Consider the following 15,688-nt stretch of genomic DNA (forward strand, 5'->3'; position numbering starts at 1 on the left):
GGGTGGAAGCACAGCAATGTGTGTAGCTGACGAATACTAATCGGTCGAGGGCTTATCCTAAACACGTTTGCCGTGACCCATACATCCGGTAGACAGCAGCATAAAAGGTTTCAGCAAACCTTATCTTTCGTATCCAGTTTTCAGGGCGCAAAAGCTTTAGAAGTGCCAGGAATAACACCCCACAAGTCGTGGGTTTTATTGCTTCCATGGAGGATTAGCTCAGCTGGGAGAGCATCTGCCTTACAAGCAGAGGGTCGGCGGTTCGATCCCGTCATCCTCCACCATAACTTTATCTCGATAACGTTGTTCCTTGCGGACAAGGTTTTTTTTTATTTCTAGGTATGATAATTCATTGAATGCACGTAGCATTATTTTAATATAATGAGTATGGGCTGATTCGGAAGGGCTCCCCTTTATCCTATGAGATGGATATGGGGCAGCCCTTTTTCTGTTTGTGAGTTACGCACTGCATTATGAGTAACACGTCGTCGAAATCTATTGTAGTTTATACAATAGAATCCCCTTTTTAATTGTAACTCCCTAGCTACATTGTAGTTTGTACACTAGATTTATTCTCAGCAGCCTTTTTTATCGCTATAAAGGCTATTTCTGCTGCATTTCTGCAACGTAGCTCCAAACTCAGCCCATCATGTTAGGTATCTATTGCAGTTTCTACAATGTAGCTATAGCATCCCAGCTGTAGATCAAGCAGTGAAAGACGAATTAGAGTTAGGCAGATAGGTGTGAGCAGCTAAACATTCATGATTGTAGTGAGTTACGCACTGCATTATGAGTAACACGTTGTCGAAATCTATTGTAGTTTATACAATAGAATCCCCTTTGTAATCGTACCTCCCTAGCTACAGTGTAGTTTGTACACTAGATTTATTCTCAGCAGCCATTTTTATCGCTATAAAGGCTATTTCTGCTGCATTTCTGCAACGTAGCTCCGAACACAGTCCATCATGTCAGGTATCTATTGTAGTTTCTACAATGTAGCTATAGCATCCTAGCTGTAGATCAAGCAGTGAAAGACGAATTAGAGCTAGGCACATAGGTGTGAGCGGCTAAACATTCATGATTGTAATTACTTTAGAACTAAACTATAATAATTGAGTCCTAAAGTAATTTGTAAGGGTGTGGAAAAAAGATGAATCAAGCAGAAGTTTTGAAGGTGCGTTTTTGGCCAGTAATGATTGCAATTTTTATCGGATCTTTTTTATGTGTATTGGCATCGGCTACAATTAACTTGGCGCTCGAACCCTTGAAGGATCATTTTGACACTACCCTTGGCTCCGTTCAGTGGACGCTAACCGGTTTTATGCTCGCAATGGGAACAACTGCACCGATAGCCGGATATTTAGGTGAGAGGTTCAGCTATAAGCGTCTTTACTTATTCTCGTTAATTGGATTCACCGTTTCCTCATTTTTATGCGCTTTGGCTTGGAGCGAAGGTTCGCTCATTTTATTTCGGGTGCTGCAGGGCGCATTCAGCGGATTGATTATCCCGGCTACGATGTCTATTATTTATCAAATTATTCCTAAAGAAAGACAGGCGATGGCCATTGCGTTCTGGGGGTTATCAGCAATGCTTGCGCCTGCATTTGGACCTACCATCAGCGGCTGGGTGCTGGAGAATATGAATTGGCACTGGTTGTTTCTCATGAATATCCCAATCGGGCTAATCGCAATCGCATTTGTGTATGCCTATATTCCTTATTATCGACTGAACGTTCCAAAGAGCTTCGACGGACTAGGTTTCCTGACGGTTATTGTGAGCAGTTCATCCTTGTTGCTAGCATTAGGACAAGGCAGCAATTGGGGATGGGGCTCTTGGGAAATCATTCTACTATTTGTACTCGGCGGAGTTTCTCTACTTCTATTCATTTGGAGAGAGCTAACAGCAGAAACACCATTACTTAATCTGAGAGTATTCAAAAATGCTCGTTTTACGATGAATGCTATTATCTCTAACATCATTACGATTAGTTTGTATTCAGGCACCTTGCTCACACCGATATTCCTTCAAAGAATACAGCATGTATCCGCTTTGGATACAGGCATGATTTTATTGCCTGCTTCGCTTGCTATGGCTCTGCTTATGCCAGTTGTCGGCAAGCTCTACGGCATTATAGGTCCGCGATGGCTGATGTCTAGCGGTATAACGTTGTTGACGATCGGTACGCTAGCGCTAAGCTGGTTAAGCCTTGATGTATCACATTCATATATCATATGGTGGATGATCGTTCGTAACATCGGAATCGCGCTTGTCGTTATGCCATCAAGCAACGCTGCAATGGAGCAAATTCCAGCAGAACTGTCAGGTCATGCTTCTGCGATCACGAACTGGACGAGGAACGTGTTTGGCTCGTTCGCAATTGCCATTTTTACAACAATGCTCGCTTCTAGGTCTATTACGCATGCTACTGATTTCATGAAGGCTGGCGATGTCGATAAGCTGCACATTGAGATGATGTCCTTCACGATGAGCATTAACGATGTGTATGTCACTGCTACGTTGGTTGCAGCTGTCGCACTGCCGCTTAGTTTGTTCGTGGGCAAGGTGAGGAAGGAAGACAGAACCAATTCAAAAGTGGTCATAGAAAAAGCAATAACGAAACCAGTGCCATCCGCGGTTTCTACGGAGTCTTAATCAATACGCCGGAGCAAATGTTCAAAGCAAACAAAAAAACCTGACCGTAATCGGTCAGGTTTTTTTGGATATAAAGTATTATTTAAAGAAGCTATTGAAAATTTCAATGACTGCATCCTGATCATTCGAGATGGATAGCATCACGTAATCTCCATTTCTAACTATTTTGTAGTTTTTAGCAATTTCATACTGGTCTTGTAAATAAGTTTCGAACATTTTTTGAACATTCTCTGCGCGTGATTCGAAAGCTTTAGCTACAGCATCGTAGCTTTTATCGGATTTCAACTTGACGATAGCGAGCTCTGAAGCTCTTATACTTATCATCGCTTGCAAATATACGCCTTCCGTCACGAGACCTTCAAAATCAGTTCCATAAACATCCTTCAATTGTTCGGCTTCTACTTTACCAAGCGTCGGGTATTTGAGGTCGGTCGTAATTTTAGTCGTGATATCCTCGACCTTAACGTCCGTTGACGGCTTCTCAGAAGGTTTAGGAGTAGCACTCGGTTTTTGTGTTGGCTTTGGTTTTTCAGTCGGTTTTTGTGTAGGCTTTGCGGTTGGTGCCGGCTTATGTACTGGTGGTTTTTCAGGTTTTTCAGTCGGTTTTGCCGTAGGTGCAGGTTTTGTTACAGTTTCGTTTTTCGGATTTTCTGTTGCGGCTGGTTTTTTCGTTTCAACTGGTGCAGACGTTTCTTTATCAACAGCAGGCTCTTCAGTAGCAGCTGGTACGTCTGTTTCAGCTGGAGCATCGGTTGGAGCTTCTGTTGCAGGAGGAACGGTTGGCTGTTCCGTAACCGTTGTCTCATTTCCCGATGCGTTATTTGCTGGTTCTTTCCCAGCGTCGCTGCAGCCTGCAGCAAGCATTGAAACGGTGAGTGCGATTACGGCCATTTTGGATAGTGATTTCTTCTTATGTAGCATGTATGTCTCTCCTTTAAAATAATGTCGAACACTAGACGGCAGTGTTCAACAAAAGGTTGCATACTTACTTATAGTCAGTGGGAAATTTACTGATTCTTATCATTTGCTGTATCGTCGTCCTCTTCTTCAGGCGATTCCAGAAGCCTGAAATCATCCGTTTTCCCGCCATCTTCCCAGATCTCAACGAATAGTGCATCGCAGTTGTCAAAGTCAGCGGCTTTCAGCGACAGCGCTTGCTCCTCATCTGGTCCTACATACACATTTTCCAAACCATCCTCATTGAATGATTGAACAACATAAATTTTCATAAAGTAAGCCTCCTGCATATTAATATTGTAGAAGTATACCACAAAATGCCGGAGGAGAAGCACATGTAGACGCAGCTAAACCTCTTTTTTTGATACCGGATATGTTATTTCTTTTGGAGTAAGTATGTTAAAATTATCTCAAGCTCAGAATCATTATTCGGGTTGTTCAGGGATACGGGGAGGGATAAAGTTGCAGCTTATTAATCAAGAAATGGTGCAGCAAAGAATAGATAGCTTCAAAGACCAAGAGCTCTACATTCATCTTGAAATGACTACAGGCGCCTACGCTGCGCATCTAGACAGCTCGAAGCATCCAGCAGCGAACTTCATTACGAATGCAATGATTCGTTATTCACATGGTTCGATTGCAGGGAAAGGACCTTATCGGGTTGGATTGAAGATGAATCAAGGCTGGGTATATTCAGAAGGACTGACGCACTGGGAAGAGAGCGAGACGGAGAGACTGATTCTGGCAGGACATGACGGGCAAGGGAAACTAATCGTGTCGCTGCAATTGAGCAGGGTGCCCTTCTAATGAGAGAGGAGACTAGAGAATCCGTGGGACAAAATATATTAGTAATACTGCCGCATCCGGATGATGAGGCGTTCTCAGTGTCGGGTACGCTCGCTAAGCACATTCAAGATGGCGCCCATGTGACGTATGCTTGTTTAACGCTCGGGGAAATGGGTCGCAATATGGGGATTCCTCCGTTTGCCAATCGGGTCACATTACCAGCTATACGTAAGCTCGAACTGGAGGAGTCTTGTGAAGCTATAGGCATACAAGATCTGAGAATGCTTGGTTTCCATGATAAAATGATTGAGTTTGAAGACCAAGAGCAGCTGGATGGGCAAATAGAGGCGCTCTTGAAAGAGTTGAACCCGTCGATTGTGTATACCTTTTATCCAGGCTACAGCGTTCATCCTGACCATGATGCATGCGGAGCGTCTGTGATTCGGACAGTCAGCAAGCTTCCGCAAGCAGAGAGACCGATTGTATATTGCGTAGCTTTTTCCAAAAATCATCAGCAAGCGATAGGAAAGCCTCATGTTGTGAATGATATTAAACCATTTTTGCATCAGAAAATGGCGTCCATTCAAGCTCATCGTTCCCAGTTTCAAGCAGCTGAGTTAATGGGCAACAAGACACTTGAGGATGCGGAAATTCAAGAACGTTTTGGAACGGAACGTTTCTGGATCTACCCATTCGTTTGATTTTCTTTCATACAGCAAAAAAAAAGCTCTAAGGACGCGTCCTTAGAGCTTTTTTTTGCTGTATGATCAGCTATAATAGTTAGCCTATTAAGATTGCTGCGAGATCGATAAGCCAAGGCCTTCGGCAACCCGTTGCCCATAATCAGGGTCCGCTTTGTAGAAATGGCTGATCTGAAGAAGCTTGATTTCGTCCTTCTCTACAGGCTTCATCGCACCTACGACCGTTTCAATGAGGCGTGCTCGCTCCTCTTCACTCATTAGACGATAAAGATCACCAGCCTGTGTATAGTGGTCATGATGGTCATAACCGACGCTATCTGCATTGCCAGATACTTCGAATGGAGCTGGCTTGTTCTCCGGTGATTCTTTAGGCCCGCCGTAGCTGTTAGGCTCATAGTAGAGCGAAGCGCCTCCATTACCGTCCGCCCGCATCTGGCCATCGCGCTGGTGATTGTTCACAGGAGCGACAGGCCGATTAATCGGCAGCTGACTGTGGTTAGCGCCAACCCGGTATCGGTGAGCGTCAGAGTAAGCAAAGAGACGTCCTTGCAGCATTTTGTCAGGAGAAGCCTCAATACCTGGTACAAATGATCCTGGCGAGAACGTTGCTTGCTCCACCTCGGCAAAATAATTGTCTGGATTACGATCGAGCACCATGCGGCCAACTTCGATCAATGGATAATCCTTCTGGGACCATACTTTTGTCACGTCAAAAGGGTCGAAACGATATGTATCCGCATCCTCTACGGGCATGATTTGTACATAAAGCTTCCAAGCTGGAAAATCACCGTCTGCAATGGCGTTAAATAAATCCTCGGTATGATAGTCAGGATTTTCACCGGCGATTTTGGCAGCAACCTCATTAGAAATATTTTTGACGCCTTGTTCAGTTTTGAAATGGTATTTGATCCATACGGCTTGGCCTTCGTTGTTCACCCATTTGAAGGTGTGGCTTCCGAAGCCGTGCATATGTCTAAGTGTAGCGGGAATACCTCGGTCAGACATGAGGATGGTAACTTGATGCAGAGATTCAGGGGATAAGGACCAGAAATCCCATACGGCATTCGGGTTCTTTAAGTGGGTTTGCGGGTGACGCTTCTGGGTATGAATAAAGTCAGGGAATTTAATCGCATCACGAATGAAGAACACGGGCGTGTTGTTGCCGACTAGATCATAATTTCCTTCCTCCGTATAAAACTTAACGGCGAAACCGCGTGGATCACGGACCGTATCGGCAGAGCCAAGCTCGCCAGCTACAGTGGAGAAACGAATGAACATGGGTGTGCGTTTTCCTACTTCGGATAAAAAATTAGCTTTGGTGTAAGGAGTCACATCATGTGTAACCTGAAAGTAACCATGTGCGCCAGCGCCTTTGGCATGAACAACGCGTTCTGGAACACGTTCTCTGTTGAAATGCGCTAGCTTCTCCAGAAGATGAACATCCTGAATTAATGTGGGACCACGTGAGCCTGCCGTCATTGAGTTTTGGTTGTCTCCAACGGGAGCGCCAAAGCTTGTTGTTAGCTTGTTCTTCTCAGTACTCATAATAGATTCACCTCATTGATTTTATATGATTGCTCTTCATCCCATATGTTACCGCTTTCTAGTAGGAAATCAATATCATTTTGTAATCATTACAATTAAAATTTTCCGTCAAAATGTGCATAGCGTGCTAAGGATTTTGTCGCAGACTCCAGCATACGGCGTCGCATTTGCTCGCCCTCGATAATGCGAACCCGCTTGCCGAGGAAGCGAGTTTTTGAAAGAACGTATTCACTGTCTTTGCTTGAGAAGTGCAATCGAATCGTATATTCATTTGTATCGGCAGCATAGCTAACTTCCTTCTCGAAGCAAGAAAAAGCATACAATATGCGCGAGAGCTCCCCGTTGTATTCGGGCACGACAAGAATCTGCACGCTCATACTCCTTTTTTTCATTAGATCTTGAACCACGCTTATTAGCTGCTCGTAATATTCGGGTGTACACGGTTGTTCACGAATTTCAATGATTTTCTCAAGCTTCGAGCTCATCATCATGCGGTGGTTGATGTGATACCAGAGCAAATACCATTCCCGCTTAACCATGGAGTATTCGAGCTTATAGGGTAGACACTCTTGATTGATGCAGGTGCGATCCCCTTTGATTTGATAGCTTATGCGTACAATACACTTATTTATGATGGCTTGCCTCAGCGGTCGAACACTAGGATGATAGACATATCTCTCCTTGCTAGCCGCCTTATGGATCAGACCGCCTATATCTAAGGATTGATCTTCCTCTAATATAGTCTTCATTCGCAGAAGAGTTTCAGGAGCAAAAGCAGCTGCAGCAGCAGGATGCTCAAGCATCGTCTTGAGCCAGCCTCGCTCATGGGCTGTAATCAGCAATGTACCTGAATCCTCCAGCTTGGAGAGGATCTGATAGTTGAATATCTTCTCAAAAGGATTCATAGTAGCTTCTAATCTCCTTCCATTCCTCTATCATTTCCTGTCTTAGCTTCATGGGTTCAAGTACCTCGCAGCTCGAACCGAAGCTCCGTATCCATGGCTTAATTTCAATTGTCCCGTTTACCTCGATTTCATAGATGAAGGATTCCTCGGTCTCCTCCACAATCGTTCCCCACTGCCCTTGAAGCAGTACACGCTCTTTGACGAAGCTTTGAATACCAGCTCCAGGATGGAAGAACCGAACTCGTACCTGAACGAGTTTACCCGTATCAATAAGCCAGCTATGTTTAATCCGCAGCTCAAGCTCTGTTTTTTTTGACTCGAACAGCTCTCTAGAGGCGACATCTCCCTCACCTATTTGGGTTAAACCCTCCAAACGGTATTTCTTAATGCCGTAGCGAGTATGATGACCAAGCAAATACCAACGGCCATACTGATGATCGTACACAACTTTCAGTGGAAGCAGCGTTTCTTGCAATCCTTCGGTATCGCGTTCGAATAACGGATTCGTGTTTTTGGAGGTGTAGCTCGTTTCTTTCTTCGGCGAAAAATAGAGAAAGCTGATCATGCGCCGATTACGAATCGCGCCAAGCAGCGTAAAGAGATGAGCCTCGTCCAGAATACGAGAATAATAGTGATATTTATATAAGAAGGGCTCGGCGGTGCCATAATCAACCTGATGCCGAGTCAGATGTTTCTTTAAACCGTCGCGAAGCAGGTAGCCTTGAACTGAGGGTACCTGTGTATTTGCCATAATGTCTACAAAATCATATAAATCGAGCAGCTCCTCGTTTGATAGCTCCTGAACTAAATTATTGTATATGCGATAACGAAAGGGGCGCGTTCCCGGCTCTTTTTTGATGACGCCTACTTGCTCTAAATATTTCAAGTCACCTCGTATCGTTTTCTCGTCAGGAAGTGAAAGGTCATCGGGCATGCTGCTGCAGCATAAGTCGAGCAGCTCCATCACAGTTAAGGGATTCTCGTGCATCGCAGCAAGCAATAGTGAAAGACGCTGGCTTTCGGATTCCTTGAGCGACTTGGCGCGAAATAGAAAGAGCAGCATCGGTTCGGAGGAATCGAGATAGCTGTAGCGGATCGTCTCGGCAAATTCCTTTCCCTTATCCTCGGGAAGCTGCTGGTAGACGGTATTCACAACCTCCTTCAAACGTTTAATTGTCTTGTCAAAAGTATGGATGGAAATGCCCAGTCTGTCCGCATACTGCTGGCGATTATAAGCGCCGCTGGTTAGTACGAGCATACGCAGAAATTGGATCTCCTTATCGAAGCTTTCTCTTGCCATTTAGGTGTTCCCCCGATCATAGCGATATTCACTATCTATCTTAACAGGAAGCAGACGGTTTTGAACGAAAAGGAAAATTTTCCTTTAGGTAAAAGAGTGTATACATTTAATTGTTTTTTCTTGGTCGTAATACTTACACCATGTTCGCAGCCTCCAAAATCAGGCAATATAGAGTTCATAAGAGACAACGAGCAAACGAGACATAAACCTTGAAGCACGGAGGTTTTATAAATGATAATGCAGCATAAGAGACACGGTGGCAATCACCATGAAATGGAATTTGAGCATGGCTCACTACATGTATTCGCTAATGATGAAGTGTTCGAAACCTTTGGAGACAAAGTGTATGAAATGGCGAACAACAATTTGCAAATTCCTCGGAATCAATATATGAGCTATACCCCTGATGCGCATGTCGGCATTGGAACTTGCATTGGCACGACGGCGGTATGGAATATGAAGGATGGCTGCGTTTCTCCCTCGATCGTTGGTTCGGATATCGGCTGCGGAATGAGAGTTCACACGACTTCGCTTCATAAGCGCGAGCTTGCTGACAAAAACATTCGTAGAGCATTGATCACAGCTATCGAGAAATACGTACCGACCAACGAACGTAAAAATACGAACTACGATGATATTGATGTGATGAGCGTCGTGCAGCATGGCTTGAAGGGGTTGCCTGAAAAGTACGTGCCGGATGAGCAGTGGCTGACTCATGTGGAGCAATCTCAATTTGGATTTGACCATACCTATTTGAATCAACTTCCGCCCAAAATATTAAAGTATGCACGCGGTCAGCTAGGATCGCTTGGCAGCGGTAATCACTTTATTGAAATTCAATATTTGCAATTAAATGAAGAGTACGCAGACTTGGCGGCAAAATGGGGCTTATTCGACGGTCAGGTTGTCGTCATGATTCACTCCGGCTCCCGTTCATGGGGCGGAATGGTTGGAAGAGAGTATAACAAGGCAATTAAGGAAGCGATGAATCAGTGGGGCGTCAGCAATCCAGACCCTAATCTGATCTATGCCCCGATTGCGAGTCAGGAAGGGCAGACCTATTTGAATTTGATGTACTCTGCGCTTAATTTTGCTGTAAGCAACCGTCATATGATTGCATTTGGAGTACGTGAAGCTTTTCAGGAAGTGTTTGGAGCGGGTCTGGAAATGCCAGTCCTCTACGACCTGATGCATAATTACGCACTGAAGGAGTTTCACCGCAACCAGCCGATGCTCGTTCATCGCAAAGGAGCGACTCGCGCGCTCCCGCCGGGACATTTTCTAAATACGCCTGTGTATAAGGAAACGGGACATCCCGCGCTCATTCCGGGCTCCATGGGAACTTCCTCTTATATTATGGTGGGGAAAGAAGCAGGATTGAAAAACTTCTATTCCATTTGTCATGGAGCGGGTAGAGCGAGATCACGCAAGGCAACGAAACAGCTGGTGACGGTTGATGAGTTCGAGCAATCGTTGAAGGTTGGGACGGAGGATGAGATCCTCGTGAACCACGCATCATTGTTGACCATCCTTGATGAATGCCCGCAGGCTTACAAGGACGTTGATCAAATTATCGACAGCGTCGTTGGCGCATCACTAGCTGCCGTCGTAGCCAAATGCAAGCCGATGGCTGCTATTAAAGGTATATAAGATTTATTAATTCGCTATTAAAGATAACTTCAATAATAGATGAGGTTAATGTACGAATGGCGTACCTTGGCTGGGATTTCTAAAAATCCCGCAGTGCTCGCGCATACTATGCGCCTGTATACTGTATCGCTCATATCGTCTTAATCTCTCAAATGGTAGAGCAGGCTTATCGCCGCTCTATGACAATCGCCTAAGACGCGAACTAAGCTCTTCGGAGCACTCAGACTCCCTCCAAGGAGATCAAAAAGTTGTTGATGCGGTCTTAAACAGGAATCTCAGGGTCACGCCTCGGCGTAATCACTGCAGCAATGCCTATGTAATCGGTGGATACCGACCGGAGTCGACTGCCTCTTATAGTGAAGTAGTATATAGCCCGAACAAGAGTGGAAAGTGCATTCTATTTCGACTATAGATGACGAAGCCGTAATGCTGCTCTATTCCTTTCTTAAGCCTGATTCCGGCCTAGCTGCAGGAGAGCTCCTGTTTCAAAGATCAACCAAACCGTAAAGAGGTGCCTAACTATGTTTAAAAAGGTCATTATCAAAAACGATGAACGCGGTCTGCTTTTCAAAAAAGGCAGCTACATAAAGCTCTTACAGCCGGGTGTTTATCGCCATACCTCCTTTGCAGACGATACTGTTATTTTGCAAAATATAGCGAAGCGATTCGCTGTTCCGAGTATGGAGCTCAATCTATTTCTTCACGATGAGCAGCTCACTGAGCAACTGACGATAGCTGATGTACAGGATTATGAGTATATGCTGCATTTTGAGGATGGCAAATTTGCTACACTGCTGAATGCAGGGAAGTATGGCTTTTGGAATGTAATGAAAAAACATTCATTCATCCGTGTAGATATTCGGAATCCAGAGCTCACGTCTGACATTGATCGTTCGCTGCTGTCAAGATTGCAAAGCTTTATGCAGGTGTTCGAGGTGGCCAGCTATGAGACGGGTCTATTATTTTTCAATAACGTCTTGCAGCGTGAGCTTCGTCCAGGGAAATATTACTTCTGGAAGGGACCGACCAGCGTACAGGTAAAGACCGTTGATTTGCGCCAGCTGCAGCTGGATATGACCGGCCAAGAGATTATGACCGAGGATAAGGTGACACTGAGGCTTAACTTTGTTTGCCAATACAAGGTTGTTGATCCGCTAAAAGCGTTTCAGATCAAGTCGTTCGAGGAGCAGGTGTACATTTTGCTGCAGCTTATTTTGCGCGAATATGTCGGTACGCTGAAGCTGGATGATCTGCTGCGAATGAAGCAAGAAATAGCTACGTTTGTTCTTATGCGTTTGAACGAGCAGAAGGAGCATTACGGTGTACAGTTTGTATCAGCGGGCCTTAAGGATATTATTTTGCCAGGCGATATTAAGGACATTCTGAATACGGTGCTGCTTGCAGAGAAGAAGGCGCAGGCTAATCTGATCACTCGCCGAGAAGAGACTGCTTCCACCCGCAGCTTGCTTAACACTGCGAAGCTTATGGATGAGAACGGTACACTTTACCGGTTGAAGGAACTCGAATTTCTTGAGAAAATATGCGAGAAAATCGGAACGATCTCGCTCACCGGCGGCGGCAATTTGCTGGAGCAGCTTAATTCGCTGCTTAGCGTAAAAAGTGCAGATAAAGCTTAATACAGTTAGCGTAAGCTTAGTAGATTGATTGATGATCTACTAGGCTTATTTTGAGTTTGAATCCGTTATTTTTAGGTCACTTTTACATTATATGATGAAAATAGTAACGGATTTGTTTGATTCCAACTCCGATTTTTGTTATCGTTGAACCTGCATGTTTTTTGAGTGTACACTCATAATTCATAGAAGAGCATGAAATACATCGACGAATTAGGAGAAAATTATGACTACAAAGCAGGATAAAGCACTGGAGAAATTTTGGCCGTCACTAACCTATCCGTTATCTTATGCGGATGCGCTAGGCACATTATCAAAGCAGCAGTTGACCAGTATTCGTACGAATTTACAAATTAGCAACTTAAGCTCGCTTAATAAACAGGGGCTTATTGAGAAGCTGACAGAGAAGATACCAGAGAGTCTATGGACAGCGACTCGTTGCTTTGACCATAATAGAATGAAGCTTGTTCAGAAAATAGTGAAAAACGAAGGTATTTGGGACAAACATTTGCTTGAAATACAGCAATATGAGTATTTCCGCGAGCGCGGTATTCTTTTCCCAGCAACAGTAGACGGCAAACAGGTTGTTATGATGCCGGTTGAACTGCTTGAGTATCTTAAAGCGGGAGAACTGTTAAAAGAACTTCCAATCCTGAGTCGAAACACGGAATGGATACGTCAAACACAGGGCCTACTATATTATTACGGGACACTGTCGTTAGATCAGCTAAAAGCATATTTGATCTCAGAAGATGATCAGCCGCTTGCTCAATTTGATATTATGAACATTTTATTTGAAGCACAAGAATACTATGAGCAGTGTTTTATTGATGAGAATGGTTATATATCTGACTTTCGGGTGGTAGATCCTGAGGCGCTTTTGAAAGAGCGAGAGATCAGACATGACCTGGATTATTGCTCGTTTACGAAGCAGCAGCTTCTGAAAGCTGGAGAAGCTGAATATGTGGAGCGTAATACCCACTATATGAATCTAGTCCGCTTCGTCCTTGAACGTTATGAGATTGAACGCGAAGACGCAGATTTGATGGCTGAGGAATGTGCTGATGCTGCGAGAAACGGAGATTCTTTAGCTTCTGTACTTGAGTTGGCAAAGAACTCTATTGAAATCCCTAACATAGAAACACTGCGTTTGATAACAGGACTGATCGTGCCTCTAATGAATAGTACGAAGCAGTGGGCTCTTAAAGGTTATTCACCTGATGAGCTGTCGGCTAAACGAGCAAGTGCGAGTATGGTGTTGAATGCAGCTCCTAATCTAGCTGTTCAAGCCGAGGTTATCGATATCCAATCGAAGAAAAAAGTCGGACGCAATGACCCTTGTTCATGTGGAAGCGGGAAAAAATTCAAGAAATGCTGCGGTTAACATTAGAAGCAGATAAGATATAATCGAGCTGGAGGCGTACACGATGAGACAAAGCCAGCAAGGCCTTTATTTAAGAAGCGTCAAGCTCCTGCGGGAGAAAGTACCCTCCTTCGATTCTTATCCGTTTCATTTAAGTGCGATACGGGACCTGGATGAGCTTTCATTTCATCCGAAAGTTACCTATATCGTTGGGGAGAATGGAATGGGCAAGTCCACGCTAATGGAAGCGATCGCGATTGAACTTGGCTTTAATCCCGAGGGCGGTACGATTAACTTTAATTTTTCGACAGAAGCCAGCCATTCAGAGCTTCATCAATACTTGCGTCTTGCACGCAGTGTGAACAAGCCGAAGGATGGATTCTTCTTCCGTGCGGAGAGCTATTATAATTTGGCGACCAATATCGATCAAATGGACAGAGAGTTTAGCCCTGGGCCGCGCATTATAGAATCATATGGCGGGAAGTCGCTCCATCAGCAATCGCATGGCGAATCTTTTTTTGCGACATTCCTTCATCGCTTTAATGGTAATGGGCTCTATGTAATGGATGAGCCGGAGGCAGCCCTTTCTCCTTTTCGCCAAATGGCAATGCTTGCACGTATTCATCAGTTGGTTGGGCAGCGTTCTCAATTTATTATTGCAACGCATTCGCCGATTCTAATGGCCTATCCGGATGCGGTGATTTATAATTTGACCTCAGAGGGGATTGAGCGTACAACATTAGAGGAAACCGATCACTATATGCTGATGAAACGGTTTATTAATAACAGGGAAAGAATGCTGGATGAGCTTTTCTTGGATGAAGACTAAACACGAAGGAGCTGTTACGGATGTCATTAGAAATTGAACGTAAGTTTTTGCTGCCGCAATTTCCAAGCGCATTAATAGAAGAAACGAAGATAAAGGTGCTCTCTGAACAACGAATAGAACAAACCTATTTGGCTATAGATGAGAATCAAGAGCTTCGTGTCAGACGCATTGTTGATCTGGCGAGCGGCGAGGTTACATTCACTCATACCTTTAAGCTAGGCAACGGCCTCATGCGCGAGGAAATTGAATACTCGATCTCTAACAGTATTTATGAGCAGGTAGTCAAAGCGTTTGGATTCATACCGCTAACGAAAAATCGAGTGACTGCAGAATGGGATGGCCGAATCATCGAGATTGATACATATGACCAAATTGAGCTTTCCGTGCTTGAGGTCGAGTTTGATTCGGAACAATCCGCAAATGCATTCGTTGCACCAGATTGGTTCGGCAAAGATATTAGCTCTGAGCGGCAGTATAGCAACAAAAGAGTATGGCGTGAGCTGCAAGGGAAATGAACGTAATAAACAAGGATTTATCGTGTAAATGATGTTATTTAAAAAAAGTTTTTAAAAACGCTTGACCATTTGGACATGTACATGGTATATTCTATTTCTGGCCGAGAGACACACGCGGACAGCGAGAAAAACAAGCAACACAAACGAAAGAAAAGATTGCTCTTTGAAAACTGAACAACGAGTAATAAACTGCCCTTACGATTCTAACGAATCGTGAGAAAAAGCGATAAAAAAGTAATGAGCATTTCAAACACCAATTTGGAGAGTTTGATCCTGGCTCAGGACGAACGCTGGCGGCGTGCCTAATACATGCAAGTCGAGCGGGGTTGATGAGGTGCTTGCACCTCTGATACTTAGCGGCGGACGGGTGAGTAACACGTGGGTAACCTGCCTGTAAGACTGGGATAACATTCGGAAACGAATGCTAATACCGGATACGCGATTTGGTCGCATGATCGAATCGGGAAAGATGGAGCAATCTATCACTTACAGATGGACCCGCGGCGCATTAGCTAGTTGGTGAGGTAACGGCTCACCAAGGCGACGATGCGTAGCCGACCTGAGAGGGTGATCGGCCACACTGGGACTGAGACACGGCCCAGACTCCTACGGGAGGCAGCAGTAGGGAATCTTCCGCAATGGACGAAAGTCTGACGGAGCAACGCCGCGTGAGTGATGAAGGTTTTCGGATCGTAAAGCTCTGTTGCCAGGGAAGAATGCTTGGGAGAGTAACTGCTCTCAAGGTGACGGTACCTGAGAAGAAAGCCCCGGCTAACTACGTGCCAGCAGCCGCGGTAATACGTAGGGGGCAAGCGTTGTCCGGAATTATTGGGCGTAAAGCGCGCGCAGG

Annotated in this window: 13 protein-coding genes, 1 tRNA gene and 1 rRNA gene; 10 read left to right on the top strand and 5 right to left on the bottom strand. The window is 44.7% G+C overall.

Annotated features, from left to right (window positions below; genetic code table 11):
- Window positions 1–208: 208 nt before the first annotated feature.
- Window positions 209–284: transfer RNA gene (locus AC0YN6_RS30180), tRNA-Val, on the top strand.
- A gap of 866 nt (window positions 285–1,150) precedes the next feature.
- Window positions 1,151–2,653 carry a DHA2 family efflux MFS transporter permease subunit gene (locus AC0YN6_RS30185; protein WP_475751914.1) on the top strand — a complete coding sequence of 501 codons (1,503 nt, stop codon included), beginning with the start codon at window positions 1,151–1,153 and terminating at the stop codon, window positions 2,651–2,653.
- A 78-nt stretch (window positions 2,654–2,731) separates the two neighbouring features.
- Here the strand turns inward: AC0YN6_RS30185 and AC0YN6_RS30190 are convergent, their stop codons facing one another.
- Both AC0YN6_RS30190 and AC0YN6_RS30195 read right to left on the bottom strand, forming a co-directional pair.
- The gene (locus AC0YN6_RS30190; RefSeq protein WP_475751916.1) at window positions 2,732–3,574 is read right to left on the bottom strand and encodes a DUF4358 domain-containing protein; all 843 of its coding nucleotides are present in this window, start codon (window positions 3,572–3,574) and stop codon (window positions 2,732–2,734) included.
- Window positions 3,575–3,660: 86 nt separating this feature from the next.
- Window positions 3,661–3,882 carry a hypothetical protein gene (locus AC0YN6_RS30195; protein WP_475751918.1) on the bottom strand — a complete coding sequence of 74 codons (222 nt, stop codon included), beginning with the start codon at window positions 3,880–3,882 and terminating at the stop codon, window positions 3,661–3,663.
- Window positions 3,883–4,072: 190 nt separating this feature from the next.
- Between AC0YN6_RS30195 and AC0YN6_RS30200 the strand changes: the two genes are divergently transcribed.
- Together AC0YN6_RS30200 and bshB2 are read left to right on the top strand one after the other, a co-directional pair.
- On the top strand, window positions 4,073–4,417 hold the full coding sequence (locus AC0YN6_RS30200; RefSeq protein ID WP_475751920.1) for a YojF family protein: 345 nt from the start codon (window positions 4,073–4,075) through the stop codon (window positions 4,415–4,417).
- Window positions 4,417–5,097, top strand: coding sequence for a bacillithiol biosynthesis deacetylase BshB2 (bshB2, locus tag AC0YN6_RS30205; RefSeq protein ID WP_475751921.1), 681 nt, complete (start codon window positions 4,417–4,419; stop codon window positions 5,095–5,097). Before AC0YN6_RS30200 ends, bshB2 begins: the two co-directional genes overlap by 1 nt.
- Before the next feature lie 87 nt (window positions 5,098–5,184).
- Here bshB2 and katA read toward each other — a convergent pair whose 3' ends face one another.
- The 3 genes from katA to AC0YN6_RS30220 form a co-directional block, all read right to left on the bottom strand.
- Window positions 5,185–6,642 (bottom strand): catalase KatA, encoded by a 1,458-nt coding sequence (katA, locus tag AC0YN6_RS30210; protein WP_475751923.1) that lies wholly within the window; start codon window positions 6,640–6,642, stop codon window positions 5,185–5,187.
- Window positions 6,643–6,737: 95 nt separating this feature from the next.
- Window positions 6,738–7,547 carry a WYL domain-containing protein gene (locus AC0YN6_RS30215; RefSeq protein ID WP_475751925.1) on the bottom strand — a complete coding sequence of 270 codons (810 nt, stop codon included), beginning with the start codon at window positions 7,545–7,547 and terminating at the stop codon, window positions 6,738–6,740.
- Window positions 7,534–8,847, bottom strand: coding sequence for a helix-turn-helix transcriptional regulator (locus AC0YN6_RS30220; RefSeq protein WP_475751927.1), 1,314 nt, complete (start codon window positions 8,845–8,847; stop codon window positions 7,534–7,536). The genes AC0YN6_RS30215 and AC0YN6_RS30220 overlap by 14 nt, the downstream gene beginning before the upstream one ends.
- A gap of 231 nt (window positions 8,848–9,078) precedes the next feature.
- Between AC0YN6_RS30220 and AC0YN6_RS30225 the strand changes: the two genes are divergently transcribed.
- The 6 genes from AC0YN6_RS30225 to AC0YN6_RS30250 form a co-directional block, all read left to right on the top strand.
- A complete protein-coding gene (locus AC0YN6_RS30225; RefSeq protein WP_475751929.1) occupies window positions 9,079–10,497 on the top strand; it encodes an RtcB family protein in 1,419 nt (472 codons plus the stop codon).
- Between the two features lie 521 nt (window positions 10,498–11,018).
- Window positions 11,019–12,134: a slipin family protein gene (locus tag AC0YN6_RS30230; protein ID WP_475751931.1), complete on the top strand. Its 1,116-nt coding sequence runs from the start codon at window positions 11,019–11,021 to the stop codon at window positions 12,132–12,134.
- Between the two features lie 223 nt (window positions 12,135–12,357).
- Window positions 12,358–13,515: a YecA family protein gene (locus AC0YN6_RS30235; RefSeq protein WP_475751933.1), complete on the top strand. Its 1,158-nt coding sequence runs from the start codon at window positions 12,358–12,360 to the stop codon at window positions 13,513–13,515.
- A 43-nt stretch (window positions 13,516–13,558) separates the two neighbouring features.
- Window positions 13,559–14,323: an AAA family ATPase gene (locus AC0YN6_RS30240; RefSeq protein ID WP_475751935.1), complete on the top strand. Its 765-nt coding sequence runs from the start codon at window positions 13,559–13,561 to the stop codon at window positions 14,321–14,323.
- Window positions 14,324–14,343: 20 nt separating this feature from the next.
- On the top strand, window positions 14,344–14,838 hold the full coding sequence (locus tag AC0YN6_RS30245) for a CYTH domain-containing protein (protein ID WP_475751937.1): 495 nt from the start codon (window positions 14,344–14,346) through the stop codon (window positions 14,836–14,838).
- Between the two features lie 255 nt (window positions 14,839–15,093).
- Window positions 15,094–15,688: ribosomal RNA gene (locus AC0YN6_RS30250) — 16S ribosomal RNA — on the top strand; the annotation flags it as partial.

Source organism: Paenibacillus sp. J22P15, from assembly GCF_056269345.1.

Bases quoted from the DNA above. Each gene is read 5' to 3' on its own strand.
- katA (WP_475751923.1), bottom strand. From the start codon at position 6,642: ATGAGTACTGAGAAGAACAAGCTAACAACAAGCTTTGGCGCTCCCGTT.
- AC0YN6_RS30190 (WP_475751916.1), bottom strand. From the start codon at position 3,574: ATGCTACATAAGAAGAAATCACTATCCAAAATGGCCGTAATCGCACTC.
- AC0YN6_RS30220 (WP_475751927.1), bottom strand. From the start codon at position 8,847: ATGGCAAGAGAAAGCTTCGATAAGGAGATCCAATTTCTGCGTATGCTC.
- AC0YN6_RS30185 (WP_475751914.1), top strand. From the start codon at position 1,151: ATGAATCAAGCAGAAGTTTTGAAGGTGCGTTTTTGGCCAGTAATGATT.
- AC0YN6_RS30225 (WP_475751929.1), top strand. From the start codon at position 9,079: ATGATAATGCAGCATAAGAGACACGGTGGCAATCACCATGAAATGGAA.
- AC0YN6_RS30235 (WP_475751933.1), top strand. From the start codon at position 12,358: ATGACTACAAAGCAGGATAAAGCACTGGAGAAATTTTGGCCGTCACTA.
- bshB2 (WP_475751921.1), top strand. From the start codon at position 4,417: ATGAGAGAGGAGACTAGAGAATCCGTGGGACAAAATATATTAGTAATA.
- AC0YN6_RS30195 (WP_475751918.1), bottom strand. From the start codon at position 3,882: ATGAAAATTTATGTTGTTCAATCATTCAATGAGGATGGTTTGGAAAAT.
- AC0YN6_RS30240 (WP_475751935.1), top strand. From the start codon at position 13,559: ATGAGACAAAGCCAGCAAGGCCTTTATTTAAGAAGCGTCAAGCTCCTG.
- AC0YN6_RS30215 (WP_475751925.1), bottom strand. From the start codon at position 7,547: ATGAATCCTTTTGAGAAGATATTCAACTATCAGATCCTCTCCAAGCTG.
- AC0YN6_RS30245 (WP_475751937.1), top strand. From the start codon at position 14,344: ATGTCATTAGAAATTGAACGTAAGTTTTTGCTGCCGCAATTTCCAAGC.
- AC0YN6_RS30230 (WP_475751931.1), top strand. From the start codon at position 11,019: ATGTTTAAAAAGGTCATTATCAAAAACGATGAACGCGGTCTGCTTTTC.